This is a genomic window from Candidatus Dadabacteria bacterium (assembly GCA_026708565.1).
Classification (GTDB): domain Bacteria; phylum Desulfobacterota_D; class UBA1144; order Nemesobacterales; family Mycalebacteriaceae; genus Mycalebacterium.
The window spans coordinates 65,343-90,358 of sequence record JAPOUR010000005.1 but is presented as its reverse complement, the minus strand read 5'-3'; the positions used below and the strand labels follow the sequence as shown (position 1 = coordinate 90,358).

Genomic DNA, 25,016 nt, shown 5'->3' with positions numbered 1-25,016 from the left:
AACCGCCGCGCAAGTCCACATACCGGGGGTGTGGTATAATTCACACGGATTATGAGCATTATCGCCCCCTCAATTCTCGCCGCCGACTTCACAAATCTCGGAGAGCAGGTTCGCGTTGCGGCGGACGGAGGGGCGGACTGGATACATGTGGATGTTATGGACGGGCGTTTTGTTCCCAATATAAGCATAGGAGTTCCGGTTGTGGCGTCCCTTTCAAAGACCGGCTACTGCCCGCCGATGGATGTTCACCTTATGATAGAGAATCCCGAAAACATGATAGACGCATTCGCGCAGGCGGGCGGAGACCGGATAAACGGCATCACCGTTCAGATTGAGTCGTGCGAAGACGCGCCGCCGGTTCTCTCTCACATACGTTCCCTCGGCCTCAAAGCGGGTCTGGCTTTCAACCCTTCAACGCCCGTCTCCCGCATTGGCGGCATGATTCAATATGCGGATATTCTTCTTGTGATGTCGGTTGAGCCGGGGTTCTCAGGGCAGAGTTTCATAGAGTCGTCTCTCGGAAAGATAAGGGAGTTGCGCGGCGTATTGGGCCCGCCTTCTGACGGCGCGCCAATCATTGAGGTGGACGGCGGCATAACTCTTGAAAATGCCGGGGCGGTTTTCAGCGCCGGCGCGGACGCCCTTGTGAGCGGCTCCGGCATATTCGGCAAGCCCGACATAAGCGCGGCGGTCCGGAAAATGAAATCACTTGCGGGCGGTCGGGCGCAATGAGCGATACGGACTCTGAAAGCAGTTACATACGCGAGGTGACTGACTATTTCTGCGCCCTCGCGGGCAGGGTGGCGATGATCTCCTCCGAAGACGAGCATCTTCTTATGAAGTGGCGGAGAGACGGCATATCAAAGCAGGATGTTCTGACGGGCATAAAAAAGGCGTTTGAAGGCGGCGGGGTGAAAAGGATGAGAATTTCCGCATGCAGCAGGTTTGTTGAAGAGCGGGCGGGCGGCTCTCCGTCCGTCGCCCCCGGCGGGCAGGCGGAGCGCGCGGGCGTCCATTCCGTTCTTTCGGCGGTCTCAGTGAATATGACAAATGTTCTTGCTCAAACCCGCGACCCGAAGATCGCGGAGTGTTTGAGGGCGGCGCATAAAACCTTTTCGCAGTCCACTCCCGAAGCGCCGGATGTGTGGGATTTGTTGAAGCAAACGCGCAGGCAAATGTGTGAAGATTTAATGGCTGTTTTTGAGCCGTCCCGCCGCGAGCGTATTGTGTCCGCCGCGCGTGAAACGGTTTTTTCTTCGGGGCGGAAGTTTATCAATGAAGATGAAGAGCAAAAGGTTCTGACCGCCTGTGTGGATGATCTTGTTATGAGGGAGGCCGGTTTTGAGGGGCTGTTTTCCCTGTCGGGTGAGGAAGGCGATGGGTGACAGTTGCAACAAGTGCGGCGGCAAGAAGTATCGGATAGACGGGAAAGGCGAGTTTGCGCGCGCGGTTGTGTGTGGTTGCGCCGGGGATTGCGGCGATTGCGGGGGGCGGGGGTTTCTTATTGAAAAGAAGGATGGCTACAAGTCCAAGGTTTCGTGCCGCTCATGCTCAGATATGCGCGACAATGTGAAAAAATACAACCGGGCGCAGATTCCCGCAGTAATGGCGGGCGCCAGGGTGAAAGGCGGTAGCGTGACGAACAACTACATTGCCGCCGCCCAATATGTGGAGGGTTTTATAACTCACTATCCTGAAAGGCAAGGTTTTGTTCTTTGCGGTTCCGCCGGGTGCGGCAAGAGTGATCTTGCCGCCTTGGTGGTGGCGGAACTTACGCTCAAACAAGGGGTGGGGTGTCTCTTTCAGGATTTTGGCGATTTGATTCTCCGCTTGAAAGACAGGAGCGCGGGGACTTCCGAACTTGTTGTTCTTGAACCGCTTTTCAAAATCCCGTTGCTTGTAATAGACGGCGTCGGCTCCGGCGGGAGGGAGATTACGGATTGGGAGAGGAATGTGCTTGAGAGTATTGTTTCAAAACGTCATGGGGCGAGGGCGAAGACGGTTATTACCACTAAATATGGCGAGAGCGAGTTTAAGACTCATGTGGGGGACAGAAGTTTTTCAAGGATTTCGGCGATGTGCGAGTTTTTGGGGATGGATTGAGACGGAATGTTCGTGTATCAACCTCTTTACTTCTCCCGCGAAATAAAGCGAACCCGTCAAACAACAGGGAAGTGATGTTTGAAGCGCCTTTTCCATGGCAAACAAGGGAGGCGAAACCGCCTCCGCTCTGATTTGCGGGGGCGCGAGTTTTAACAATTTTTCAGGGTCAACAAACTTTTCACCTCCGGTCCCTGTGAATATAAGGCGCGAACATACTGGAGCGATATTCTCCACAAACCTCCGGTGGTCTTTGTCATCAGACATAGCCACAACAAAAACAAACTTTTCCTCCCCGTGGCTCTCCCTTATTGACCGCGCAAGACGTTCTGCGGCGGCGGCGTTGTGCGCTCCGTCCAATATCAGGGGAGGGGAGTGGCGCAGATACTCCATTCTTGCGGAGACAAAGGCGCTCTCCACCGCCTCCTTTGCCCCGTCCGGCGTTATGTTGAAACCGCCCGCCGCCTCAAGCGATTCGGCACACGCAAGGGCGACCGCAATGTTTTCCGCCCGGAAAATTCCTTTTGCCGCCGGGCGAATGCCGTGAATCTCCCATTTAAGTCCTCCGTATGAAAACTCCCCGTTCCCCGTTTGCCGACATCTGAAATCCCTTCCGTTTACAGAAACGGGAGCATTTTTTTCAGAACAGATCTTTTCTATGACACCAAGCGCGCCGCCCTCAGCCGCCGTTACAAGAGGGGTTTCCGGCTTTGCTATTCCCGCTTTCTCCGCCGCTATCTCCTCTACAGTGCCGCCCAGATAGCGGGTGTGGTCAAGCGAAACATTGGTTATCGCCGTCCCAAGCGGACGCGAGATGTTTGTTGCGTCCCACCTTCCTCCCATTCCGGTTTCAAGCACGGCAAAATCGGTTTTTCTTTCCTTGAAAAAAATAAACGCCGCCACAGTCAGGATTTCAAAATAACTCGGCTGAACGCCGACCAGAAGCGAAACCCGCCGCGCTTCGTTTATTGCACCGGCAAATTCGGCGTCTGTTATCGGAATCCCGTCAACGCTTATTCTCTCATTCACCTTTATCAGGTGGGGGGAGGTGTAAAGGCCCGTGCGGAGACCCGCGCCGGAGAGTATTTTGGCAAGCATGGCGGCGACCGATGTTTTGCCGTTTGTTCCGGCTATCAGCACGGAATTTTGCAGTAAATGCGGATTGTCCGCCGCGCTCATGATGGATGATATTCTCTCAAGTCCGGGCTTGACAGTGTGCCGTCCGAGCGAGTTGAGATACTTGAAAGGGTCTGTTTCAGGATTCAAGAAGAACAACGGCCACACTGTGGGATTTTTCATGAGAGAGAGACAGGTGGATGCGCTTCACTCCCATTTTCCGGGCGAAACCCGCCGCCCTGCCGGACAGATTGATGCGGGGTTTTCCGTGCCGGTCGCGGACTACTTCAATGTCGCCAAAAGAGATGCCGTATCTGAAACCCGTGCCGAGCGCCTTTACCAGCGCCTCTTTTGCGGCAAAGGTTGACGCCGCCCGCTGTGTGTTCCCGACTCCCCGCAACCGCTCCGCCTCACGGCTTGAAAAAACCTTTTTAATGAATCTTTGCCCGTGTTTTGAAAGAACGGAATTTATTCTTTCGTTGTCCACTATGTCCGTGCCTATTCCAAGTATCAACCCGTTTTCCCTCCCATGACCGCCACCATATCCCTCACCGCTTTCTCCATACCGTCAAAAACCGCCCTGCAAACTATGGAATAACCAATGTTCAATTCTTCCATTCCCTTAATGCCCGCCACCGCGCCCGCATTCCCGTAGTCAAGCCCGTGCCCGGCGGCTACACACAAGCCCGCAGACAGCGCGGATGAAACGGCGTCCTTTATCAGCAGCATCTCCCTGTCCGCATCTTTTTGTGAAGACGCATTTGCAAGCACGCCCGTGTGGATTTCAACCATATCCGCCCCGATATCAGCCGACGCCTCCACCTGCTTTGGACTTGGCTCTATGAAAAGGCTGACCGCCACATTCTTTTCTTGCAGAGCGGAAACCGTTTCCGCCACCGCCCGCCGGTTTCCGGCAACATCAAGCCCCCCTTCGGTTGTCAATTCCTCCCTCTTTTCCGGCACAAGGGTGGCCGTGTCGGGAAGAACGGACAGCGCAATCTCCGTCATCTCGGCGGTCGCCGCCATCTCCATATTAAGCCGGGTGGAGACGCGCCGCCGGAGTTCAAACAGGTCGCCGTCAAGTATGTGCCTTCTGTCCTCCCGCAAATGCGCCACTATGCCCGCCGCTCCCGCTTTTTCAGCGGCAAGAGCCGCCTTTACCGGGTCCGGCTCGCTTCCGCCCCGCGCCTGCCTCAGGGTGGCCACATGGTCTATGTTTACATTCAACAGCGTCACGGCGCGCCCTCCGCCCGTTTTATGGTCTCCGCTATTTCTTCGGCGGCGCTGTTGACCGCGCTTTCATCTTCACCTTCAACCAGCACTCTTGCAAGCGGCTCTGTGCCCGAATAGCGGATGTGTATCCTTCCCGCCCTCCCAAGTTTCTTTTCCCTTGCCGCAACCAGACCTCGGAGACCCGGCATGGAATCAAACGATTTTCTTTCCCGGACACGCACATTCTTGAGAACCTGAGGGAAAAGATCAAACTCCGGCAGGATGAGAGAGAGCGGTTTGTTTTTTTCTTTGACCATATCAGCCATGAGAAGAGCCGCGAGAAGCCCGTCTCCGCCGGTTGAATAATCGGAAAATATCAGGTGTCCGGATTTTTCACCGCCGAAATTTAAACCCTCTTTTTTCATTGCATCGGCGACATTTCTGTCTCCCACGGCGGTTCGCACCATCTTCAGCCCCATGTTTTCAAGAAAAATTTCAAGCCCTTTGTTGCTCATCACAGTTGCGGCAACGGAAGGTTTTTTAAGCGTTTGATTTTCAACCATCGCCGCCGCAAACAGGGCAATGATCTTGTCGCCGTCCACCTCCCGCCCGTTCTCGCAACAGAATGACACTCTGTCTCCGTCTCCGTCAAGGGCCGCGCCGAAAGCCGCGCCGCGCCGCCTGACCTCCCGCCCCAGCGCGGCGGGTTGCAGGCTACCGCAGCCGCTGTTGATATTATCGCCGTCTGGCTCGCAACCGATTGTGTAAAGAGCCGCCCCTGTTTTTTCAAATATCTCCGGAGCGATTTCACTCATGGCGCCGTTTGCGCAGTCAAGGGCAATTTTTATTCCGGAGAAGTCGCGCCCCTCCGGAGCGGACCCGCCGAGCGCGTCTCCGTAAACGGTTTTCCACAACCCGTTTTCCTCTCCGTTTCGGGGCGGCGGCAAATCTCCGGGTTTTTCAAACTCGCTTTCTATCTCCGCCTCCGCCTCTTGCGGAATTTTCAGCCCGTCTGAATTGAACACTTTGAAGCCGTTGTATTCCGGCGGATTGTGAGAGGCCGAAACCATGATTCCCGCATCCGCGCCGCTTTCAATAATGAGCGACACAACGGCGGGCGTGGGGCATATTCCGGCGCAAACAACCCGGGCTCCCGCGCCGGTGAGTCCCCGGCATATCTCATCTTGAAGACCGGCTCCGCACTTTCGCGTGTCTCTGCCCACCGCCACCAGAGGGGCGGGCTTGTTTCTTTTCAGAATTTCCGCAATTGCAAAGCCGACCTTTCTTGCGCCTTCCGCGCTCACCGGAAAAGCGCCGGACACCCCGCGTATTCCGTCCGTGCCGAACAGTTTTCCGCTTTCGCTTGTTACTTTCCCTTTTCCCCTTCCGTTGTTTTCTGTCTTGTAATCACGGTTTTTTCAGGCGAGATGCCCATCAGCCGTATCTTTTCAGCGTGGGGGTATTTTGATTCCAGAGGCACGGTTTTTCTGCCGCCTTTCTCTATTTCCCCCGCAGCGCGGACATCGGCGTATATTGTGATGTCTTCACTGTAAAGGCTGTTTATCAGGGAGCGCGGCCCGTAAAACTTAATGTCCGCCGTGTTATTTTTCAGAGAATAAATGTCTTTTTTGGGCGCGTTTACAATTTTCACTTCAAGACTGCGGAATGTTTTTTCCACGTTTGTCTCAATGATGTTTACCGTTACCTTCACAGTTTCGCTCTCCGTGAATTCCACACGGGAATCCGGCAGCACAAGTCCCACATCCAGAGAGAAGGTTGATTTTTCTTTTTCCACCTCAATGGGAACTGTTACCACCTCGCTGATGTCCCGTATGACCTTCTGGGGGCCCCTGATTCTAACCGCCGAGGGTATGACTTTTGCCGGGCCGTCCATTTTATATCCCTGCGCGGGCTGGCCGAGGTCGGGGTTCACGCGCACGAATTTCTCAAGAATTGTGTCTATGTCCAGATTGACCTCGCGGGGGCTTATTCTTACTATCTGCACATTTCTCGGAAGGCTGACTGATTCGGGGCTTATCTTGTGGGAGAAAGTTCCGGTGTTTTCATCCCGAAGGTCTACATTTATGGCGGCGTTGGTTTTCAGAACGGAGGAGACCTGACTGCGCGTTCCTTTTATTCTCAATTTTACGTAAACGGGCAGGTAGGGCTTGTTGCTGATGATCAGATTTTCCGGCAGGTTGAGGTAGTTGATGGGTATCTCAACCTCTTTTTCCAGATCGGACTCGTAGTTTGCCACAAACCACAGAGCGCCCGCAAGCAGGAATGAGAGGGCAAGCCGACCAACACTTACCGAGGACATCAACTGCTTTTCTCCTTGTCCCGCGCCGCGCCCTGTGAGTCAAGAAGAGATATAAGCGCGCTCCTGACCGCCGTTGCGTCTATTGCGAAATTCCGCTCGTTCTGAACCATGAGCGATATCTCCCCCCTTTCTTCGGAAACTACAATGACGGCGGCATCAGTTTCATTTGACAGCCCGAATCCGGCGCGGTGACGCGTTCCGAAATGATTGGGGATTTCCGGGTTTGTGTCTATGGGGAAGAAACATCCGGCGGTGTGTATCTTGTTGCCTCTGATTATCACGCCCCCGTCATGGAGGGGAGAGCCGGGGTTGAATATGCTTATCAGGGTTTCCGCGGAGACGGATGCGTCAATTACTATTCCCCCCTCGGCAAAATCGCCGAGGCTATTCGCCCTTTCTATGGCGATTATGGCGCCCGTTTTGTTATTGGCAAGGTAGTTTGCCGCCTTTACCACCTCATCCACCGTTTGCGCGTTGTAATTTGACTGCTTGAAAAATTTCCTCAACGGCGAACCGCGCCCGATACTGGCGAGTGCCGTTCTTATGTCGTTCTGAAACAGCACCACTATTATGATGATTATCGCGCTGAGGAACTCGCCGAGTATCCAGTTGATTGTGAAGATGCCCAGTTTGCCCGACAGCAGATAGACGCCGAATATAAAAAACAGCCCCATGATCATCTGTATGGCGCGTTTGCTCTGGAGAATGGATATGAGTTTGTAAATAATCACCGTGACCAGAAGCAGGTCAACGGCGTCTCCGACGCCGAAGCCGCCGGAGAAATCCAGTGACAAAATCTCCGTTATCTCTTTCATGCCGCCATCCTGTTTTTTATCGCGTCCGCCACTCTCGCCACACGCGCCATTTCCCTGACATCGTGCACCCGCACCACGGACGCGCCTTTCATAACCGCCACCGCCACGGTCGCCGCAGTTCCCTCAAGCCGCTCTTCGGAGGGAAGCCCGCCAAGCGCCTCGCCGATGAAGGATTTGCGCGAAGTTCCCACAAGAACGGGGTGGGGGAGGGCGGCAAACTCGTCAAGCCGGTTCAGTATTTCAAGGTTCTGCCGGAACGTTTTCCCAAACCCGATGCCCGGGTCAATCACTATGGACTCTTCACCCACTCCGGCCTCTATGGCTTTTTGCGCCGACAGTTTCAGACAGTCCGTCACATCTCTCACCACGCACCCGTATTCGGTTCTGCTCTGCATAATGTCTGGCCGCCCGGAGGTGTGGGAAAGGACTATCGCGCCTCCCGCTTCCGCCACAATGCCCGCTATTTCAGGCTCAAAAGCGAGGCCGCTTATATCATTTATCATTCGCGCTCCGCCCTCCAGAGCCCGCCGCGCCACTGCGGCTTTTGTGGTGTCAACGGACAGGATGCCGTCCGGAAATTTTTTCGCGCACATCTCAACAACGGGCATGAGACGCGCGGTCTCCTCCTCTTCGCTCACGGGAAGAGAGCCGGGCCTTGTGGATTCCGCCCCGATGTCCACAATGTCCGCCCCTTCATCAAACATGCGCCCGATGCGTGAAACCGTTTCCTCAATGTTTCCGTCAAATCTGCTTTGAGGGAAAAATGAGTCGGGAGTCAGGTTCACAACCCCCATTACGAGGGTCTTTGAGGTTTGTAAAACTTTGCCTTTGACCTTAAGAACCGGCGCTTGAGGAAACCGCGCCGCGCTTGTTTCACCCGCCGTCATGTTCCGGCGCCCGCCACTTTGAAATGCTTTGCGAACAAGTCCGCCGCCTCCATTATTTCGTCAATTTCTTTTCCGTCTATGCTCTCTTTCTTCAGCAGCCGCCGCGCCACCGATTTGAGCAGGTCGGTGTTTTCCCTGACCACCTTCAGGGTCTTTTTATAATTTGTCTCCACTATGTTTTTAATCTCTTTGTCTATCTCCTCGGCCGTCTGCTGGCTGTGCTCCGCGCTTCTTTGAAACTCCTTGCCGAGAAAAACCTGTTCATCGGTTTTCGCAAGCGATATGGGGCCGATGTTTTCACTCATTCCCCATTCGCACACCATTTTTCTGGCTATCTCCGTAACCCGTTTCAGGTCATTGCCCGCTCCGCTTGTGCGCTCTCCGAATATGACCTCTTCCGCCGCCCGTCCGCCGAGCAGAACCATAATCATTGCGTTCAGGTATGACCGGGACTGCGTGTATTTGTCTTCCTCCGGTATCTGCTGAGTCAGCCCCAGGGCCATTCCGCGCGGGATGATGGTCACCTTGTGTATGGGGTCTGTGCCGGGGGTGAGTTTTGCCACAATCGCATGCCCCGCCTCGTGATACGCGGTTATTTCGCGCTCTTTGTCGCTGATGACAAGGCTTTTGCGCTCCGAGCCCATCATGACCTTGTCTTTTGCGTATTCAAAATCCTCCATTGACACCACATTGACGCCGCGCCGCGCCGCGCGAAGAGCGGACTCGTTGACAAGGTTTTCCAAATCCGCTCCGGAAAAACCGGGAGTTGAACGCGCTATGACCGCGAGGTCAACATCCTCCTTAAGCGGCGTCTTTCCCGAATGAACTTTCAGTATGGCCTCGCGTCCCTTGAGGTCCGGCAGGGGGACTGCTATCTGCCTGTCAAATCTTCCGGGGCGCAAAAGCGCGGGGTCAAGCACGTCAGGGCGGTTGGTCGCCGCCATCACTATGGTTCCCCTGTTGTTTTCAAAGCCGTCCATCTCCACAAGCAACTGATTTAGGGTCTGCTCTCTTTCATCGTGCCCGCCGCCGAGCCCCGCCCCCCGGTGCCTGCCGACCGCATCAATTTCGTCCACAAAAACTATGCAGGGAGAATTCTTTTTCGCCTGAGCAAAGAGGTCTCTCACCCTTGAAGCGCCCACCCCCACGAACATCTCCACAAAATCACTCCCGCTTATCAGAAAGAACGGAACGTTCGCCTCTCCCGCTATCGCTCTGGCAAGCAGGGTTTTGCCCGTTCCCGGAGGGCCGACAAGCAGCACGCCCTTGGGAATCCTGCCGCCGATGGAGGTGAACTTGGACGGGTTTCTCAGAAACTCCACTATCTCCCTCACTTCCTCCTTCGCCTCTTCAATTCCGGCCACATCCCCGAATGTTATTCTGTTCTTGTCCATGGTCAGCATTCTTGCCTTGTTTTTCCCGAACGACATCATGCGCGAGCCGCCGGTCTGCATCTGGCGCAAAAACAGGAAGATGAGCATTATCAGGAACAGGAAGGGGCCCCAGCTTATCAGTATCTGCCCAAGTGTTTTGCCTGAACTTTTTTCGTAACTGAAGCGGGTCTTGCTGTTGACGAGGGCTTTGAGCAGGTAGTCATCGCTCACGGGGCCGAAGGTTTTGAACCCTTCCGCGCCGGTGGCTTGCGGGGTGTCATCGGCTTTGTCAACCGGCGGCGCGGGAGGCAGAAAGCCGTCCGCGAAAGAGCCTTCCACAAGGCCGCTTTCAAGGCTTATTTTCACCTCTTTTATCTTTCCGTCTTCAAGGTAGGAGAGGAAGTTTCCGTAAGAAATCTGAAGCGGTTTCTCTCCGGCTGAGTCCTTGAATTGGTAAAAGGCCACCAATCCGACAAAGATCAGCAACCAGATAAAGATGCTCCTGAAGACACTGCTTTTCATAGGGGCTTCTCAAAAATATCACACGCGGCGGACTGTTTCAATTACCCGCCCGCCGGATAGCGGTCGCCCGAATCGCACACTATGGTGACCACTTGCGCGGAAGGGCCGAGTTCACGCGCAACTTTTTGGGCGGCGATGTAGTTTGCTCCCGACGAGGGACCGGCAAGCAACCCGTTTTCCCTCGCCAGCCGCTCCGTCCCGCGCCGCGCCTCTTCGTCCGTCACCGTAACAATGGAGTCGTAAACTCCGGTGTCAAGAACATCGGGAATGAACCCGGCTCCTATGCCTGAAATGGAGTGCTTGCCCGCCTTTCCGCCGGAGAGAACGGCTGAGGCGTCCGGCTCAACCGCAACAATTTTTGCGTCCGGAAACTGTTTTGTTATCTCCCGCCCGATGCCGGTAATCGTTCCTCCCGTGCCGACCCCCATCACAAAGGCGTCTATCCCGCCGCGCATCTGGCCTGTGATTTCCCGCGCCGTTTCGCGCTCGTGGGTTTCGGGATTCAGCGGATTTGAGAACTGGTCCACAAGAAAGCGCGCCTCCGGCATTTCAGAGACAAACCGCTTTGCTTCGCTCATCGCTCCGAATATTCCCTTGTCCGCCGGTGTTTCAAACACCCCCGCCCCGTAGACGCGCGCTATCGCTTTTTTTTCGGCCTCCACATTTTCGGGCATAAACAGGGCGGCGGCGTATCCCCGCGCCGCGCACAGGTAGGAGAGCCCTATGCCGGTGTTTCCGCTTGTCGCTTCCACCAGGGTTGACAGACCCGCCCGAAGCAGTCCTCGGCTTTCCGCATCGGCGATTATCGCCGCGCAGATTCTTTCCTTGGAACTGCCCGACCCGTGCATGTTCTCAAGTTTCACCCAGATATCCGCCTCAGAGACCGGGGTTTTAAGTTTTAGCATCGGTGTCATTTTTCGTGCTTTCCGCCTTGTGAACTGAACTCTTCACCAGTAGATTGTAATTTATGGACGCAAAGATAATAGACCACAATTTTATATCACCGAAGGTCATTGCCTCATACCTGCTTGACAGTTCCGAAGGACTGGCGCTTGTGGAGAGCGGCCCGCATTCCACTTTCGGCAATGTTGAGAAGGGTCTCGCCGCGCTCGGGGCGGCGGCTTCGGACATCAGGCATGTGTTTGTTACGCACATACATCTTGACCACAGCGGCGGGGCGTGGAAGTACGCCGAAATGGGCGCAAAGGTTTATGTTCATCCGAACGGCGCGGAACACCTGACCGCCCCTGAACGTCTTGTGGCATCCGCGGCAAGGGTGTTCGGAGAGGACAATATGGCAACAATGTGGGGCGATATCAGACCGATTGACAAAGACGGAATCAAGGTGGTTGAAGACGGGCGGACGGTTTCTCTGGGCGGCCTCAAGATAACGGCTTTTGACACTCCGGGTCATGCGGGGCATCACCACTGTTACCTGACCAATGACGGCGAAATGTTTTCGGGCGACGCCGCGGGCGTGAGGATAGATTCCGGCGCTGTAATCCCGCCCACGCCGCCGCCGGAGATCAACATAGAACTGTGGCGCGAAACGGCAAACAAGATACGGAGCATATCTCCGGAGTGCCTCTGTCCGACACATTTCGGGCGGCACACCGATGTCGCCGCCCACCTTGACGACCTTGAAGAGGCGCTTGATGAGTTTTCCTCATGGGTTGGCAAAAGGGTTGAAGAGGGTGTTGCGGACGATGAGATAGCGGAGGGGTTTCAGCGGCATCTGGAAGATCGGGTGTTGTCGCGTCCGGAGGGGGAAAAGTTGCTTGACTCCTACAGGAACACGGACACGGTGGGAATGAACACCGGCGGGCTTATCAGGTATTGGAAGAAGTTCAGGATGGAAAAGTGAAACGGTTGGCTTTTGCTCCGTTTCATCAAGCAATGTATAATAGGCGTGCGTTGAATTCGGGGCGTGGCGCAGTTTGGCAGCGCACGGCGTTTGGGACGCCGGGGTCGGAGGTTCAAATCCTCTCGCCCCGACACGCTTGCCGGATTAGGCGTCTGCGCCCGTAGCTCAGCCCGGACAGAGCAACGGACTTCTAATCCGTGGGTCAGAGGTTCAAATCCTCTCGGGCGCGAAAAAAAGATATGGTGGATGTAGCTCAGTCTGGTAAGAGCGCCGAGTTGTGGCCTCGGAGGTCGCCGGTTCAAATCCGGTCATTCACCCCTGCAGGGCGCGCGTTGAAAAAATTCCATGGGACTTAAATGCGGTGTTGTCGGGCTTCCAAATGTCGGCAAGTCAACTCTTTTCAACTCTCTCACGGGAGCCGGGGCGGAAGCCGCAAACTTCCCCTTCTGCACCATAGAGCCCAATGTGGGCGTAGTTCCGGTTGCGGATGAGCGGCTGGAAAAGATAGAGTCAATTGTCCGCCCGAAGAAAACCGTTCCGGCTTTTATTGAGTTTGTTGACATTGCGGGGCTCGTCAAGGGGGCTTCCGAAGGCAAGGGCAGGGGAAACGCCTTTCTCTCCCATATTCGCGAGGTTGACTTGATAGCGCATGTTGTCCGGTGCTTTGAAGACGGCGACATCACCCATGTTGACGGCTCGGTTTCGCCCGCGCGCGACATTGAGACCATTGAGACCGAACTGATACTTAAAGATATTGAGACGCTTGAAAAAAGAGAGCAAAAACTGTCATCCCAGTCAAAGAGCGGCGACAAGGAGATAAGGAAACACCTTTCCGAAGTTGAGGAACTGAGGCGGTTTATTGAGGAAGGCAACCTTGCCCGCGCTCATCCGGATTGCGCGGAGATCAACGCGGAACAGCAGCTTTTTCTTCTGACCGCCAAGCCGTTTTTGTATGTGTGCAATGTTGCGGACGGTGAGGCCGATTCGGAATTCTCGCGTGAAGTTGAAAGCCATGCGGCAAAAATGTCCGCCCCGGCGGTGAAGGTTTGCGCCAGAATTGAAGAGGAAATCTCAACGCTTGACCCGGAGGAGAGAGAGGAATTTCTGCAGGAAATGGGGATTGAGACAACGGGCCTTCAAAAACTGGTAAAAGCCGCTTACGACGGGCTTGGTCTCATAACCTATTTCACGGCGGGTCCCAAGGAAGCAAAAGCTTGGACAATCAAACGCGGGACAAAAGCCCCTCAGGCGGCGGGTGTCATCCATACCGATTTTGAAAAAGGGTTCATCAGGGCGGAGACAATCAAATACGAGGACTTTGTCGCCGCAGGGTCTGAAGCCTCGGCGCGGGAAGCCGGGAAAATGCGCTCCGAGGGGAAGGATTACGAAGTGTGCGACGGAGACATTATGCTTTTCCGCTTCAATGTTTAGGGAGGCGGGAAAGTGTCCGTATACAAAACTGCGATAAGCCCCATACTTGACAGGTTTGATTCGGAAACGCTTCATTCCCTTGCCGTTGAAAGCCTGCATTTTGCGGCAAAAACGCGCCTGACCCTTTTTCTTGCCGAACTCGCGGCAAACGGCGGAACAAGGTTCAAAGACGCCCGCCTTGAGGTCGGGTTTGACGGCATTCGTCTGGACAGCCCGCTGATGGTCGCCGCCGGGTGGGATAAAGCGGGAAGGGCGGTTGAGGGAATGCGCGCCATGGGTTTTTCGTGCGCGGAGGTCGGAACTGTTACCTTGCGCCCGCAAGTCGGAAATCCCCGCCCCCGCCTTTTTTCACTCGCTCCGGGGGTGTTTCTCAACAGTCTGGGTTTCAACAGCCCCGGCGCGGACGGAGTCGCCGGAAATCTGGAAAAGTCGTTTCCGTTCCCGATGCCGGTCGGCATAAGCATAGGTTTGAATAAGGACGGCGACCCGGCGGAGCATGCGGAAACGGCGAAAAAACTGCTCCGGTTTGCTTCGTATTTTGCGGTTAATGTCAGTTCCCCGAACACTCCGGGCTTAAGGGATTTTCAGGCAAGGGAGTATCTGTCCGAGATCCTGAAAGCGGTTGTCCCCGTTGCCGGGGAAATTCCGGTTTATGTGAAGGTCTCTCCCGAACTGTCATTTGCCGAAACGGACGGCGTGATAGACGCGGTTTTGTCAGCCGGGGCGCGGGGCGTCATTGCGACCAACACCACAAACTCGCCGCAGATTAAAGCCAAATACGGCGAGCGGTGGGCTGAACGAAGCGGCGGAGTGAGCGGAGACGATGAGGATTACAGAAAACTGTCAACCGAAAGGGTCAGATATATACGCTCTCAGACGAAGGGGAAGATAACCGTTATAGGATCAGGCGCGGTTAAGGACGCCGAAACCGCGCTTGAAAAAATCAAAGCCGGAGCGAGTGCGGTTCAACTTTTCACCGCCATAAGAGGCGAGGGGGCGGGGGTTGCCGGTAATATAAATCGCGGGCTTGTCCGGTTTATGGAAAAAGAGGGCGTTAAGTCCATCTCCGAGATTGTGGGCGCGGATGTCTGATATAGAGTCAGTTTGTTTTGACGCAGGAAGTAATCCTGTTACAATGCCCATCACTTCGTAGAAAAAGTGTGGTTTGCTATGAAAAGACTACTTGCCATTGCCCTAATTGTCCTCTTTGGGCTTTCATCACTTGCGGAAGCAACAAAGAAAGATAAGTTGCTGGACTATCAGTTTATGGAAACCGCAACGCTTGAAGATATTAAGAAAGCCATAAAGGGAGGGGCGAAAGTAAAGGCGAAAGATAGAGATGGGAAGACTGCCTTGTTCTACGCAGCAAAGTATACCCCCTATCCCGATGTTGTGAAATTCCTTGTCAAGAAAGGTGTAGAGGTCAACGCCAAGACCAAGGGACAGTATTCGGACGCTTCAACGGCATTAATGGAAGGTATTGCCAATCCTAATCCTCAAGTTATCCAGTCCTTAATTGACAGTGGTGCGGATGTCAAAGCAAGGGATGTATATGGTGGTACGCCTTTGCATTATGCGGGCATTACTTCCCACAAAGTGTTGCCCGAAACTATCATTATACTTCTTGAAGCAGGGGCGTATGTGGATGCAAAAGATGATGCAGGAAAAACGCCACTGATGGAGGCAATAACTAACCCTTATGAACCAAATCCAGATGTTATAGTTACTTTTATTGCCAATGGTGCTGATGTGCGAGAGCGAGACATCAAAGGTTACACCGTTTATGGGTTAGCCGGTAGATCTGGACGAATTTATAATTGGGAAAATAAAGATGAGGTTCACAAGGCTCTTAGAATGGGTCAACAACGAGCAAGACAGAGGATTCAGCAGTTGTTGAAGAAGAAATAGCCACTACACTTTAACCAGCAGATTGTGGCGTTGGTTTCCACTCCGCTTCAATGGTGTCGGCGCACAAGTCGGCTCCGCAGTCCCATTCAATGAAATATCCGCCACTTCTGACTTTGCGGAAACTTTCCGCATTTTTCAGTTCTTCAAACGCTTCCAGATTCAAGTAGGCCGAAACATCAAACAGCCCGGACCTGCCGTCTTCGGCTACAATGTAAAGTTTGTAGTTGTTCTTAGGTAACACTTCCCTGATTGTCATTATTCCAGCCCCTTGATTGGCAACGGTTTTTCCCCATTCATGGCAAGTTTCCAGTTTGCCGCTAAATCTTCCTTGTGAATTTCAATCCACGCAACAACAAGTTTATGCTTCTTAGGAGGCAGTTTACCCGAAAGCAACCCCCCGTCTTCAATTGAATACTCTCCCATCTGTCCCTGATACTCTGCGTGTATGTGCGGAGTGTGATGTTTTCCTATGTCACGGAAGAACATCCTGATAACTATTCCGTAAAAGACCGATATTGTGGGCATGTTCAGTTCAAACAGGGAAGACCGCTCCCGTCAACTCCTGTACTCCGAGTTAATTCTAACATACTCAAGCGACAAGTCGGACGCGAGAACAAACGCTTTCCCTTTTCCTTCCGAGAGGCGTATCTTTATTGTGTAACCGCTTTTTTTCATTATTTTTGCCGCTTTTTTCTCCACTCCCGCAATCTCCATTCCACGGCTCATAACCTTCAGCCCCTCAATAAAGATGTCCATCCCGTCAGGGTTGAACGTAGCCCCCGACCTTCCAACGGCGGCGGCCACACGCCCGAAATTCGGGTCTTCCCCGAAGAACGCCGTTTTCACCAGCGCTGAACCGCCTGCCGCCCTTGCGGCTTTGTCCGCATCAGCCGCGTTTTTCGCGCCCTCAACTTCAATCCGAACCGCCTTTGTCGCGCCTTCGCCGTCCCTCACTATCATCTCCGCAATGTCTCCGCAAACATCCGCAACCGCTTTTGAGAACCTCGCGCCGTCCGGGCTTGAAGCGGAGAAAGTTTTGTTTCCAAGCGCCCCGCCCGAAAGCAGAAAAACCGAGTCGTTTGTTGACATATCGCCGTCCACAATTATCCGGTTGAAAGAGCCGTCCGCCGCCGCGCGCACGGTTTTGTCGGCAAGGGATTTTGAAATTTTTATGTCCGTGAGAATAAAGCAAAGCATGGTCGCCATGTCCGGCGACACCATTCCCGCGCCTTTGCCAACGGCAAGCACAGTTCCGTTTTGCCCGCCGATTTTAACCTTCCTTGAAGATATTTTTGGGAAGGCGTCCGTGGTCATTATCGCCCGCGCGACTTCTTCCGCCCCGCCCGGACTCATCCGTGAAACCAGAGACGGAATCGCCTTTTTGATTTTTTCCGCCGGAAACTTTCCGCCTATAAGCCCCGTTGAAGACGGGACGGCGAGGGAAGCGTCAATTTTCAGGGCGCGGGAGAGGGCGGAGGTTGTTTCCACCGCCGCGCGGGCTCCGGCTTTGCCGGTCATCGCATTTGCGTGGCCGCTGTTTATTAGAAGCGCCTGACATTTCCCCCTGCGCATCCGCTCCGCTCCTAAAATGACCGGCGCCGCCTTGACCCTGTTGGTTGTGAAGACGGCGGACGCCACGGCGGGGCTTTCCGCAAATATCAGCGCAAGGTCAAGCAAGCGGCTTTTGATGCCGCACCGGACGGACGAAAAAAGGAAGCCGGGCACGGCGGGCGGGCGGGTTTTCAAGTTCTTCGCATTCATACGTTCAGCATATTCTCCAGAAGTTTCGCCGATTTCAACTCTTTTCCCGTCTGATACTGAACAAAGGCGTTGAGGCATTTGATGTTTTCAAGCGCGCCGCCCGCCGAGCGGAGACTGAACGCCTTGCGCGCGGGCCGCCCGCGCGACTTGCGGGCGCACCTGCCGCACAGAAAAAGACCGGACGGAAAAACCAGCACGCCGCTTTGCGGACTGTCGCCGCACCCGCCGCAGAGTGAGAAATCAACTCCGTATCCGAGTATGCCGAGCGCGGCGGTCTGGAAATCAAGAGTCGCCTGAAACCCCGCGCCGCCGTCCATCGCCTCCAGAGCGCGGACGGCTTCGGCAAACACTTCTTCGCAAGGGCTTTCTTCCTCGGACACGGCGGCGTCTATGAACTCAAGCACACAACTTGCCTGAAGAAACACCTCCATCTTTTTTGCGATATTCTCAAAACTTTTCACCACTTCGGCGTCCGTAATCGCCCGCCCGCCGGAGCGGGTGAGCGCCGTTTCAACCCTTATGAGCGCAAACGGCTCAAGCCGCCCGCCAAAGCGCTTTCTGCTGGTTGCGGCGTTTCTTGCCGCCGCCCTTATTTTGCCGAACTGTTTTGTAAACAGGGTTGTCATAATGTCGGATTCGCCCAAAGGCATTTTCTTTATGAGCAATGCTTCCGAGACGCCCGTCAAAACAGCAGCACCGTTCCCACGAACAGGTAGAACACCGAGCCCAGCATGTCGTTAAACATCATCAGAAACGGGCCGGATGAGGCCGCGGGGTCTATGTTCAATTTTTTCAAGACCATGGGAAGCACAACGCCGATGGAGGATGTCGCTATGGTTGCGGTGAGCATTGCTATGAAAACCGCAGAGCCCACCATGAAGTTGCTTGGGTCTCCCGGGTTAATGAAACCGACCGTGAACGCTCCTATAATTCCGCAGATAAGACCGAGGATCAGTCCGACTTTGGTTTCCGCAAACAGGATTGACACCACCTGCCCGCCGCTTATGCTTCCAAGCCCCAGCGAGCGTATGACCACAGTGTTTGTCTGAACGCCCACATTTCCGCCCGCCGCCATAATGGCGGGCATAAAAGCCGCGAGTATGGCGAACTGCTCAAGCGTAACCTGAAAGTTGTTCAGAACCAGAAACGCGATGAGGATTTCCCCGAGAAGCGTGAAAATTATCCACGGGATTCTCACCTTTATCTTTTCAAACACCGGCGTGTGAATGGGGTGGAGGTGATCCCCCAGTCCCACGATGCGGCCAATGTCCTCCTCCGCCTCCTCGGTGATAACATCCATTATGTCATCGCCGGTTATTCTGCCGAGAAGTGTTCCGTTCTCGTCCACAACGGGCGCGGAAAGCAGGTCGTATTTGCGGAACATAACGGCCGTTTCCTCCTGATCCATAAGAGGGGAGACCGTGGGTTGCCCCGACACCGATTCCATTACGCTCCACAGCGGGGCGACGGGGTCTGCTATTGCCAGTTTGCCCAGCGACACCGCTCCGACCAGTTTGTCTTTCTCGTCAACCACATAGATTTTGTAGTATTCCTCAACATTGTTTGATTTGGACAACTCCCTTATCTTCTCAATGGTTTCCCTGACCTGAGACTCCGGCGAGCCCTTGAGGACTTCGGTCTGCATTATCCCGCCTGCGGAGTCGTCCGGGTATTTGAGCAGCGGTTCAACTTCCCGCCTTTCCTCAGGGTCTATTTTTGAGAGGACTTCCTCCGCCTTTTCCTCGGACAGTTCCTGCAAAAGGTCGGCTGCGTCATCGGAGTCCATCTCGCTTGCGATGTCCGCTATTTCGTCTTCGTCAAGGATGGAGAGCAGTTCTTCCCTGAGGCTTTCATCAAGTTCGGGAAGCACTTCGGAGGCAACAGATTTGCTGAGGGACGAGAGCACAAACGACTGCTCGTCTCTTTCAAGAACATCAATAATTTTGGCGATTTCGGACGGGTGAATCCCGCCAAGCGCCTTTGCGACATCGGCGCGGGCGCCGTTTTCCGCGTTCCGCCTTATTTCTTCTATCAGTTCGCTTCCGGCCATTTCGGCTATTGTATCGGTCAGTTATATTAAAGCCAAACACCAAACGGGGGACAAACAAGTGCTTAAAGACAGAAGAATAGATTTCGGCGACCCGCCGCAAAAAGAATGGGAGTTGCTCAAGCAGAAGGTTGGCGGCGGCATTGAGTATATGCTTCCGGACTCGCAGAGATGGTTTCTCGCAAAGGTTGACGGAGACGGCATAAGAATTACAGCGGCGGAGAGGAATGTGCGCCCGCTTTCTGTTCCGGATGAACCCCTGATTGACTTTGCAGAGTTCAGTGTGGTTGCCGGGGCCTACAATGAGACCCTGTTCGGCGGCATAAACAATCTGCAACCCAAACTGGCGGCTCAGAAAAAGAGCCCCCACATGCGCTACATATTCATGCTGATATACAATCTGCTGTAGTTTGCGGCGCGGTCAAAACAGTATCTGTTTTCCCTTTTCCCTTATCTCGGCGGCGGAGCGGAATCCGCAGAGCATCATTGCCTTGTCAAACTCCGCCCTGAGGATTTCAAGAACCTGCCGCGCGCCGTTTTGCCCGTCCGCCGCGAGCCCCCACAGAATAGGTCTTCCCACCAGAACGGCGTCCGCGCCGAGGGCAAGCGCCTTGAAAACATCAGTTCCCCGCCTCACGCCGCCGTCAACGAGCACCGCCCCGCCGCCGTCCACCGCTTCGGCAATGTCGGGCAGGGCGTCTATGGTTGCCGGGCTTGTGTCAAGCTGGCGTCCGCCGTGGTTTGAGACCACAATCCCGCTCGCGCCGCTTTTCAGGGCAATTCTTGCGTCTTCGGGATGAACCACGCCTTTTACCAGAACGGGAAGTTCCGTTATGCCTTTGAGCCATTCAATGTCTTTCCATGAAAGGGAGGGGTCTATGGAGGAGGCAAAGTAGTTGCCGAGTCCGGAGCCGGTGTCTTCGCTCATCTTTTCAAGTTGCGCGGCGGTCATGTTTTTGATTGTCAGCCCTTCGGGCAGGCGGAAGTCGTTGCGCACATCGCGCTCGCGAGTTCCGAGAATAGGGGCGTCAACCGTAACAACAATCGCCTTGTAGCCCGCTTGTTCCGCTCTTTTCACGAGTTCGGCGGTGGCGCTTCTGTCGCGGTAAACATACAGTTGGAAGAAAAGCGGGACTTCCGCCTCTTTCTTCACATCTTCAAGGGCGGTGTTTGACAGGGTGCTGAGTATCATAAGCGTTTGCGCCTCGCTTGCGGCGCGGACGGTGGCAATCTCCGCCTGAGGAGACGCGAGCCCGTGAAACGCAGTCGGAGCGACCAGTATGGGCATTGAACACCGCTGCCCCAGAATCTCAACGGACATATCGCGGTCGGACACATCCACCATCACCCTGTAGCGGAGACGTATGCGGGAATACGCCGCGCTGTTGTCTGAAAGGGTGAGTTCATCGTGCGCGCCGGAGGCGTAATAGTCGTAAAACATTTGCGGAAGTTTTTCTTTAGCTTCTCGGTGGAAGTCGTTGATGTTAATGAGTTTTTTGGTGGTCATTTTGAATTTCTCCTTTGTATTTGAATCCTGAGTTGTTTGTAAGTTTGAAATGAATGAGTGGATTTTTTCAGCATAAAAATCCCATTTTTCTTTTTGCTTGTAAAACTTCCCATAATTACTCGGATGCCAAGTATGAAGCCAGAAAATGCGCCTTCCGTGCAAAACGGACTCTGAAGCGAACCTGTCAATCTGTTTCTTCTTCTCTATGAGTGGGAGAACCGCCTGTTCTGCTTCATTGCCCTGAGTAACCAGTATGTCGGGAGCAAGAATTTTCAACTCCCCGTCCATATATTCCCTACAGTTATCAAACAACCGCTTATCCGCTTTTCTCTTATGCTTCTTATTTAGGCAACACTTTGCAGAGTTTGCGTGAGCAAAAAAATGCTTTGCTTGAGATAACTCCAGTTCGCGGTTGAACTTTCTGAAAATAATCCACGCAAGTTCGTGGGTTCTATACCAATGCCTGCCTTTGTGCAATGAGTTAATGTCTCTTTCTACTTCTTCTTGTTTTCTTACTGCGGAAGGAAGTCTTTCTCTGTCATCAGGTTTTCCCTTGCCAGAATCCAAAGATAGAAACAGTAACCTAGGGAGTTCGTTTCGTACATACCCGCTACTCACAAAAGCCGATTTTGGCCCCGTGAACTTTTTACAATCTCCTTTGCAGATTTCTTCGTGTTTACAAGTGAAAGAGGTTGATAATATCCCTTTGCGTTTATAGTAGCCAGTCAGTTTCTGCAACATTCTAATTATACACCCTCAACTCATTATACAGCGCATCCCTTTCAACCGGCACATACCCCGCATTCTTAATCATATTCACCATAAAATCCCTGCTGTGTCCCAACTCCGAGGGCGCTCCGGCGTCGTGAATGATTTTCTCGCGCATTATCGTGCCGTCCGCATCACTCGCGCCGTAGTGAAGGGCGACTTGCGCCGCCTTTTCACCGAGCGTTATCCAATACGCCTTTATGTGCGGGATGTTGTCCAGAAACAGACGCGCGGCGGCGTGAATCTTCATATCGTAAGAGGCGGGGAAGGGCGGAATGTCTTTCAATCCGGTGTTTGCGGGCTGAAAAAGAACGGGAATGAACGCAAAGAATCCGGGCGCCTCATCCTCAAGGTTTCTCAACCTCTCAAAATGGTCAATGACGTGAAACGGCTTTTCCAGATGGCCGTAGAGAATGGTGGCGTTTGTCGGTATGCCCATGCCGTGCGCCAGTTTGTGAATCTCCTCCCATTTTGTGGCGACCGTTTTCGGGGCGCAGATTTTCTTTCTGATCTCCGGGTGCAGTATCTCCGCCCCGCCGCCCGTAAGCGCGTTTACACCGGCGGCGGTCAAATCCTCAAGGACGCGCTCAACCGGCTTGCCGCTTATCTCCGAAAACCAGTCTATCTCCACGGCGGTAAACGCCTTGATGTGACAGGAGGGCTGCGCCTCCCTTATTGCCCGGACAATGTTCAGATAATGGCTGAATTCCCAGTCGGGATGCAATCCGCCGACTATGTGAACCTCCTTGAGGTCGCTATGCAGAAGCCCCAATATCTGCTCCGTTGTCATCTCATAGGCATCGGAGGATTTTTTGGTTTTTCCAAACGCGCAGAACTTGCAGGATATGGCGCATATATTGGACGGGTTTATGTGGCGGTTGACCACGAAATAAACCTTGTCGCCGCTCTTTCTGCGCTTTACCATGTCCGCCATCATTCCGACCGTGTGCAAGTCATCCGTTTCCAGAAGCCGCACTCCGTCTTCAAAAGACAGCCGCTCGGACGCCTCCACCTTCCTGAGCACGGGAAGCAGAGACTTGTCGGCGCACAATTTCTCTATGAGTTCCGGTCTGTTTTCCAACTCTTTGACACCTTTGCCTGAATTTCCGGCGTCATTTCGGTTACTTCAGGATACCACTCCTTGATTGTGGCGTCTATTGCCATGCGCCCCTCCCTTTTTATGTCCGAGCCCACGGGGGATGTTTTTTCAAACTCAATGTCAAGGCGCGGGTCAAACCGCGTGAATATGCCCCATATCAGTTCGGTGTCGTTATGGACGTCTATGTCGGCGCTCACAAAGACGGCGATTCTGATGTTCTCAAAGCCGGGGGTTTCAAAAAGGCGTTTCGCAAGGCCGCCGGGGCGGGCAGCGAGTTTGGCGACAAAAAAACCGCCCTCAAGCAACCGCCAGTCTTTTATTTCAGGGTGTTTTTCCCTTGGGTCGGGAACGGAAGAGCAATACTGCGCGGGCGGCGCGCCGGTTTTTTTGACGGCGTTGATCCCCATCTTGCTTCCCACGTTGAACCTTCCGCTTGTGAAATCAAGCGTGTCAAGAGGCGCGGTCGGAATAAGGACAAAATCGTCTTTCGGGTCAAAGTGTTTTCCTATCTCCCTTGTAACGGCGGAGAAGTCCCGCAGGTTGACATCGCCCGACACGGTAACAATGCATTTTGTGAGCGCAAGCTGCCCCGTTCCCCAGAGCGCGAGCATGGATTTGACCGCGTTTTTCGGATACCTCTCGTCCACCTTCACAAACAGAAGGTTGTGAAAGCCCGCTTCGGGGCACGCCCACATCTCTTTTATTTCGGGATGGATTATGCGTATCAGGGGGGAAAACATCTCTCCCGCCGCGACTCCGAGAAACATATCCTCCTGCGGCGGCTTGCCCACCACTGTGGCGGGAAACACCGCCCCGTCCGCAAAACTCATGCTTTTTGCCTCAAAGACGGGAAAATCCGCCTGCATTGAATAATGGCCGAAATGGTCGCCGAACGGCCCCTCGGTGCGGCGCTTGTTTTTCGGAACTACGCCCTCTATTACCATCTCGGCATTTGCGGGAATCTTCAGGGAAACAGACCGCCCCTTTGTCATGGAGACCGCCCTGCGGCGGAGGTATCCCGAAAACGCCACTTCATCAACCCCTTCGGGCAGCGGGGCGATGGCGCTGAATATCAGGGCGGGGTGGCCTCCGAGGACAACCGCCGCCTCAAGGTCGCGCCCCAGTTTTTCCGCCTCATCGTAATGAGCCGCGCCGCCCTTGTGGGGATGCCAGTGCATGCCGGTGGTTTTTGAGTCGTATATCTGAAGGCGGTAAAGCCCCATGTTTCTTGAGCCTGAAACGGGGCTGTGAGTTATTACGAGCCCGAAGGTTATAAACCTTCCGCCGTCTTTCGGCCAGCACTTTATGGCGGGCAGGCTCAAGAGGTCTGCCTCCTCGCTGTTTGCCAGAACGGGCGCGCGCGTCCACGAGTTTGATGTTCTCATTGAGAGGGCGCGCGTAAGTTTGGGCAGCGCGGAAAATACGCCCTTCACCGAGGGCGGGTTTACCTTTTCAAAAATCTCCACAAGTTCCTCGCCCACCTCTTTGGGGTCGCCGCCGAGAGCGGTTCTGATCCTCTCCTCCGAGGCAAAAAGGTTTATTGCGAGGGGAAAGCGCGAGCCCTTCACGTTTTCAAACAACAACGCCGGGCCTCCGGCTTTCATCTCGCGCGAGGCAATTTCCGTAATCTCAAGTTCGGGGTCAACGGCGGTTTGAACCCTCATCAGGTCGCCTTTCTTTTCAAGGTGCGCTATGTATTCGCGGAGATTTGAGAAGGTTTTGCTCACTCAAGTTCACCGCTTCGCCAGCCGTCCGCATGTTTGTTTGACGAGACGGAAATGAGCCTGTCCACAAAGGCGCGCGCGAGTTCTTCGGCGGTTTTTGCCCCGGTATAAGAGGGCGGGCTTACGGGCATTATTGTCGCCCCGTAGGATGAGAGGCGGGCGGCGTTCTCAAGGGCGACGGTGCTGAGCGGCGTCTCCCTTAACGCTATAATCAGTTTGCGCTTTTCCTTGAGCGCCACCTGGGCGATTCTTGTTATGAGAGTGTCGGCTATTCCGTTTGCGATTTTGGCAAGAGTGGAAACGGAGCAGGGAACTATGACCATTGAGTCAAAGTGATTGCTTCCCGATGAAAACGGCGAGGCGAGGTCGGAATCGCTGAAGGTTTTATCCGCCCACTGTCCGAGTTCCTCCATTTTGACCCCCATTTCCTCGTTCAGAACGGCTTTGCCCCATTTGCTTGCGACCAGATACTTCTCCCCTTCGCAGCGTCTCAGAAAATCAACCGCATAGACGGCCCCCGAAGCCCCGGTTATGCCGATTATTGTTCTCAAATCCCGACCTC

At 54.2% G+C, this 25,016-nt stretch carries 26 protein-coding genes and 3 tRNA genes; 11 read left to right on the top strand and 18 right to left on the bottom strand.

Annotated elements, in window-relative coordinates; translation table 11 throughout:
- Positions 1-51: 51 nt before the first annotated feature.
- From rpe to OXF42_01495, 3 genes are read left to right on the top strand one after another with little or no spacing between them, the layout of a single operon-like run.
- On the top strand, positions 52-732 hold the full coding sequence (gene rpe, locus OXF42_01505) for a ribulose-phosphate 3-epimerase (protein ID MCY4046774.1): 681 nt from the start codon (positions 52-54) through the stop codon (positions 730-732).
- Positions 729-1,385, top strand: coding sequence for a hypothetical protein (locus OXF42_01500; GenBank protein MCY4046773.1), 657 nt, complete (start codon positions 729-731; stop codon positions 1,383-1,385). The genes rpe and OXF42_01500 overlap by 4 nt, the downstream gene beginning before the upstream one ends.
- Complete coding sequence (locus OXF42_01495; protein MCY4046772.1) at positions 1,378-2,103, top strand: ATP-binding protein; 726 nt, start codon at positions 1,378-1,380, stop codon at positions 2,101-2,103. The genes OXF42_01500 and OXF42_01495 overlap by 8 nt, the downstream gene beginning before the upstream one ends.
- Here OXF42_01495 and OXF42_01490 read toward each other — a convergent pair.
- From OXF42_01490 to OXF42_01450, 9 genes are read right to left on the bottom strand one after another with little or no spacing between them, the layout of a single operon-like run.
- A complete protein-coding gene (locus OXF42_01490; GenBank protein ID MCY4046771.1) occupies positions 2,062-3,366 on the bottom strand; it encodes a bifunctional folylpolyglutamate synthase/dihydrofolate synthase in 1,305 nt (434 codons plus the stop codon). The genes OXF42_01495 and OXF42_01490 overlap by 42 nt on opposite strands.
- The gene (gene acpS / locus OXF42_01485; protein ID MCY4046770.1) at positions 3,356-3,730 is read right to left on the bottom strand and encodes a holo-ACP synthase; all 375 of its coding nucleotides are present in this window, start codon (positions 3,728-3,730) and stop codon (positions 3,356-3,358) included. Before acpS ends, OXF42_01490 begins: the two co-directional genes overlap by 11 nt.
- Positions 3,727-4,452 carry a pyridoxine 5'-phosphate synthase gene (locus OXF42_01480; protein MCY4046769.1) on the bottom strand — a complete coding sequence of 242 codons (726 nt, stop codon included), beginning with the start codon at positions 4,450-4,452 and terminating at the stop codon, positions 3,727-3,729. The genes acpS and OXF42_01480 overlap by 4 nt, the downstream gene beginning before the upstream one ends.
- Positions 4,449-5,777, bottom strand: a complete 1,329-nt coding sequence (gene glmM, locus OXF42_01475) for a phosphoglucosamine mutase (GenBank protein ID MCY4046768.1) — start codon at positions 5,775-5,777, stop codon at positions 4,449-4,451. Before glmM ends, OXF42_01480 begins: the two co-directional genes overlap by 4 nt.
- A gap of 17 nt (positions 5,778-5,794) precedes the next feature.
- On the bottom strand, positions 5,795-6,748 hold the full coding sequence (locus OXF42_01470; protein ID MCY4046767.1) for a CdaR family protein: 954 nt from the start codon (positions 6,746-6,748) through the stop codon (positions 5,795-5,797).
- Positions 6,748-7,563 (bottom strand): diadenylate cyclase CdaA, encoded by an 816-nt coding sequence (gene cdaA, locus OXF42_01465; GenBank protein ID MCY4046766.1) that lies wholly within the window; start codon positions 7,561-7,563, stop codon positions 6,748-6,750. The genes OXF42_01470 and cdaA overlap by 1 nt, the downstream gene beginning before the upstream one ends.
- Positions 7,560-8,450, bottom strand: coding sequence for a dihydropteroate synthase (folP, locus tag OXF42_01460; protein MCY4046765.1), 891 nt, complete (start codon positions 8,448-8,450; stop codon positions 7,560-7,562). Before folP ends, cdaA begins: the two co-directional genes overlap by 4 nt.
- The gene (gene ftsH / locus OXF42_01455) at positions 8,447-10,345 is read right to left on the bottom strand and encodes an ATP-dependent zinc metalloprotease FtsH (GenBank protein ID MCY4046764.1); all 1,899 of its coding nucleotides are present in this window, start codon (positions 10,343-10,345) and stop codon (positions 8,447-8,449) included. The genes folP and ftsH overlap by 4 nt, the downstream gene beginning before the upstream one ends.
- A gap of 41 nt (positions 10,346-10,386) precedes the next feature.
- Positions 10,387-11,259: a cysteine synthase family protein gene (locus OXF42_01450; GenBank protein MCY4046763.1), complete on the bottom strand. Its 873-nt coding sequence runs from the start codon at positions 11,257-11,259 to the stop codon at positions 10,387-10,389.
- A gap of 53 nt (positions 11,260-11,312) precedes the next feature.
- On the opposite strand from OXF42_01450, the gene OXF42_01445 reads away from it, so the two are divergent.
- The 7 genes from OXF42_01445 to OXF42_01415 all read left to right on the top strand — a co-directional run bounded on the left by OXF42_01445 (position 11,313) and on the right by OXF42_01415 (position 15,548).
- Positions 11,313-12,209 carry an MBL fold metallo-hydrolase gene (locus tag OXF42_01445; protein ID MCY4046762.1) on the top strand — a complete coding sequence of 299 codons (897 nt, stop codon included), beginning with the start codon at positions 11,313-11,315 and terminating at the stop codon, positions 12,207-12,209.
- Between the two features lie 57 nt (positions 12,210-12,266).
- Positions 12,267-12,340: transfer RNA gene (locus OXF42_01440), tRNA-Pro, on the top strand.
- A 23-nt stretch (positions 12,341-12,363) separates the two neighbouring features.
- Positions 12,364-12,438: transfer RNA gene (locus tag OXF42_01435), tRNA-Arg, on the top strand.
- 13 nt (positions 12,439-12,451) lie between these two features.
- Positions 12,452-12,526 (top strand) — tRNA-His (locus OXF42_01430).
- A gap of 28 nt (positions 12,527-12,554) precedes the next feature.
- Positions 12,555-13,640: a redox-regulated ATPase YchF gene (gene ychF, locus OXF42_01425; protein ID MCY4046761.1), complete on the top strand. Its 1,086-nt coding sequence runs from the start codon at positions 12,555-12,557 to the stop codon at positions 13,638-13,640.
- A gap of 12 nt (positions 13,641-13,652) precedes the next feature.
- Positions 13,653-14,732, top strand: coding sequence for a quinone-dependent dihydroorotate dehydrogenase (locus OXF42_01420; GenBank protein ID MCY4046760.1), 1,080 nt, complete (start codon positions 13,653-13,655; stop codon positions 14,730-14,732).
- 78 nt (positions 14,733-14,810) lie between these two features.
- Positions 14,811-15,548 (top strand): ankyrin repeat domain-containing protein, encoded by a 738-nt coding sequence (locus tag OXF42_01415; GenBank protein ID MCY4046759.1) that lies wholly within the window; start codon positions 14,811-14,813, stop codon positions 15,546-15,548.
- Between the two features lie 10 nt (positions 15,549-15,558).
- On the opposite strand, the gene OXF42_01410 is transcribed toward OXF42_01415, so the two are convergent.
- Genes OXF42_01410 through mgtE form a run of 5 tightly spaced genes read right to left on the bottom strand, consistent with a single transcriptional unit; the run spans position 15,559 to position 19,359 of the window.
- Positions 15,559-15,804, bottom strand: coding sequence for a DUF2442 domain-containing protein (locus OXF42_01410; GenBank protein MCY4046758.1), 246 nt, complete (start codon positions 15,802-15,804; stop codon positions 15,559-15,561).
- Positions 15,804-16,073 carry a DUF4160 domain-containing protein gene (locus OXF42_01405; GenBank protein ID MCY4046757.1) on the bottom strand — a complete coding sequence of 90 codons (270 nt, stop codon included), beginning with the start codon at positions 16,071-16,073 and terminating at the stop codon, positions 15,804-15,806. The genes OXF42_01410 and OXF42_01405 overlap by 1 nt, the downstream gene beginning before the upstream one ends.
- Before the next feature lie 30 nt (positions 16,074-16,103).
- On the bottom strand, positions 16,104-17,309 hold the full coding sequence (gene argJ / locus OXF42_01400) for a bifunctional glutamate N-acetyltransferase/amino-acid acetyltransferase ArgJ (GenBank protein ID MCY4046756.1): 1,206 nt from the start codon (positions 17,307-17,309) through the stop codon (positions 16,104-16,106).
- The gene (gene recO, locus OXF42_01395; GenBank protein MCY4046755.1) at positions 17,306-17,995 is read right to left on the bottom strand and encodes a DNA repair protein RecO; all 690 of its coding nucleotides are present in this window, start codon (positions 17,993-17,995) and stop codon (positions 17,306-17,308) included. The genes argJ and recO overlap by 4 nt, the downstream gene beginning before the upstream one ends.
- Positions 17,992-19,359: a magnesium transporter gene (mgtE, locus tag OXF42_01390; GenBank protein MCY4046754.1), complete on the bottom strand. Its 1,368-nt coding sequence runs from the start codon at positions 19,357-19,359 to the stop codon at positions 17,992-17,994. Before mgtE ends, recO begins: the two co-directional genes overlap by 4 nt.
- Before the next feature lie 58 nt (positions 19,360-19,417).
- Here mgtE and OXF42_01385 point away from each other — a divergent pair, with 58 nt between their 5' ends.
- Positions 19,418-19,765: a hypothetical protein gene (locus OXF42_01385; protein MCY4046753.1), complete on the top strand. Its 348-nt coding sequence runs from the start codon at positions 19,418-19,420 to the stop codon at positions 19,763-19,765.
- A gap of 12 nt (positions 19,766-19,777) precedes the next feature.
- Here the strand turns inward: OXF42_01385 and OXF42_01380 are convergent, their stop codons facing one another.
- Genes OXF42_01380 through OXF42_01365 form a run of 4 tightly spaced genes read right to left on the bottom strand, consistent with a single transcriptional unit; the run spans position 19,778 to position 25,005 of the window.
- Positions 19,778-21,604 (bottom strand): alpha-hydroxy-acid oxidizing protein, encoded by a 1,827-nt coding sequence (locus tag OXF42_01380; GenBank protein MCY4046752.1) that lies wholly within the window; start codon positions 21,602-21,604, stop codon positions 19,778-19,780.
- A gap of 1 nt (position 21,605) precedes the next feature.
- The gene (gene mqnE, locus OXF42_01375) at positions 21,606-22,712 is read right to left on the bottom strand and encodes an aminofutalosine synthase MqnE (GenBank protein MCY4046751.1); all 1,107 of its coding nucleotides are present in this window, start codon (positions 22,710-22,712) and stop codon (positions 21,606-21,608) included.
- Complete coding sequence (locus OXF42_01370; GenBank protein MCY4046750.1) at positions 22,688-24,457, bottom strand: menaquinone biosynthesis decarboxylase; 1,770 nt, start codon at positions 24,455-24,457, stop codon at positions 22,688-22,690. The genes mqnE and OXF42_01370 overlap by 25 nt, the downstream gene beginning before the upstream one ends.
- A complete protein-coding gene (locus OXF42_01365) occupies positions 24,454-25,005 on the bottom strand; it encodes a UbiX family flavin prenyltransferase (GenBank protein ID MCY4046749.1) in 552 nt (183 codons plus the stop codon). The genes OXF42_01370 and OXF42_01365 overlap by 4 nt, the downstream gene beginning before the upstream one ends.
- Between the last annotated feature and the right edge of the window lie 11 nt (positions 25,006-25,016).

Excerpts from the sequence above, each read along its gene's own strand:
- OXF42_01495 (MCY4046772.1), top strand. The coding sequence starts at position 1,378 with ATGGGTGACAGTTGCAACAAGTGCGGCGGCAAGAAGTATCGGATAGAC.
- OXF42_01445 (MCY4046762.1), top strand. The coding sequence starts at position 11,313 with ATGGACGCAAAGATAATAGACCACAATTTTATATCACCGAAGGTCATT.
- cdaA (MCY4046766.1), bottom strand. The coding sequence starts at position 7,563 with ATGAAAGAGATAACGGAGATTTTGTCACTGGATTTCTCCGGCGGCTTC.
- OXF42_01500 (MCY4046773.1), top strand. The coding sequence starts at position 729 with ATGAGCGATACGGACTCTGAAAGCAGTTACATACGCGAGGTGACTGAC.
- OXF42_01415 (MCY4046759.1), top strand. The coding sequence starts at position 14,811 with ATGAAAAGACTACTTGCCATTGCCCTAATTGTCCTCTTTGGGCTTTCA.
- OXF42_01380 (MCY4046752.1), bottom strand. The coding sequence starts at position 21,604 with ATGTTGCAGAAACTGACTGGCTACTATAAACGCAAAGGGATATTATCA.
- folP (MCY4046765.1), bottom strand. The coding sequence starts at position 8,450 with ATGACGGCGGGTGAAACAAGCGCGGCGCGGTTTCCTCAAGCGCCGGTT.
- ychF (MCY4046761.1), top strand. The coding sequence starts at position 12,555 with ATGGGACTTAAATGCGGTGTTGTCGGGCTTCCAAATGTCGGCAAGTCA.
- OXF42_01405 (MCY4046757.1), bottom strand. The coding sequence starts at position 16,073 with ATGCCCACAATATCGGTCTTTTACGGAATAGTTATCAGGATGTTCTTC.
- OXF42_01410 (MCY4046758.1), bottom strand. The coding sequence starts at position 15,804 with ATGACAATCAGGGAAGTGTTACCTAAGAACAACTACAAACTTTACATT.
- OXF42_01470 (MCY4046767.1), bottom strand. The coding sequence starts at position 6,748 with ATGTCCTCGGTAAGTGTTGGTCGGCTTGCCCTCTCATTCCTGCTTGCG.
- ftsH (MCY4046764.1), bottom strand. The coding sequence starts at position 10,345 with ATGAAAAGCAGTGTCTTCAGGAGCATCTTTATCTGGTTGCTGATCTTT.
- OXF42_01450 (MCY4046763.1), bottom strand. The coding sequence starts at position 11,259 with ATGACACCGATGCTAAAACTTAAAACCCCGGTCTCTGAGGCGGATATC.
- mgtE (MCY4046754.1), bottom strand. The coding sequence starts at position 19,359 with ATGGCCGGAAGCGAACTGATAGAAGAAATAAGGCGGAACGCGGAAAAC.
- rpe (MCY4046774.1), top strand. The coding sequence starts at position 52 with ATGAGCATTATCGCCCCCTCAATTCTCGCCGCCGACTTCACAAATCTC.
- argJ (MCY4046756.1), bottom strand. The coding sequence starts at position 17,309 with ATGAATGCGAAGAACTTGAAAACCCGCCCGCCCGCCGTGCCCGGCTTC.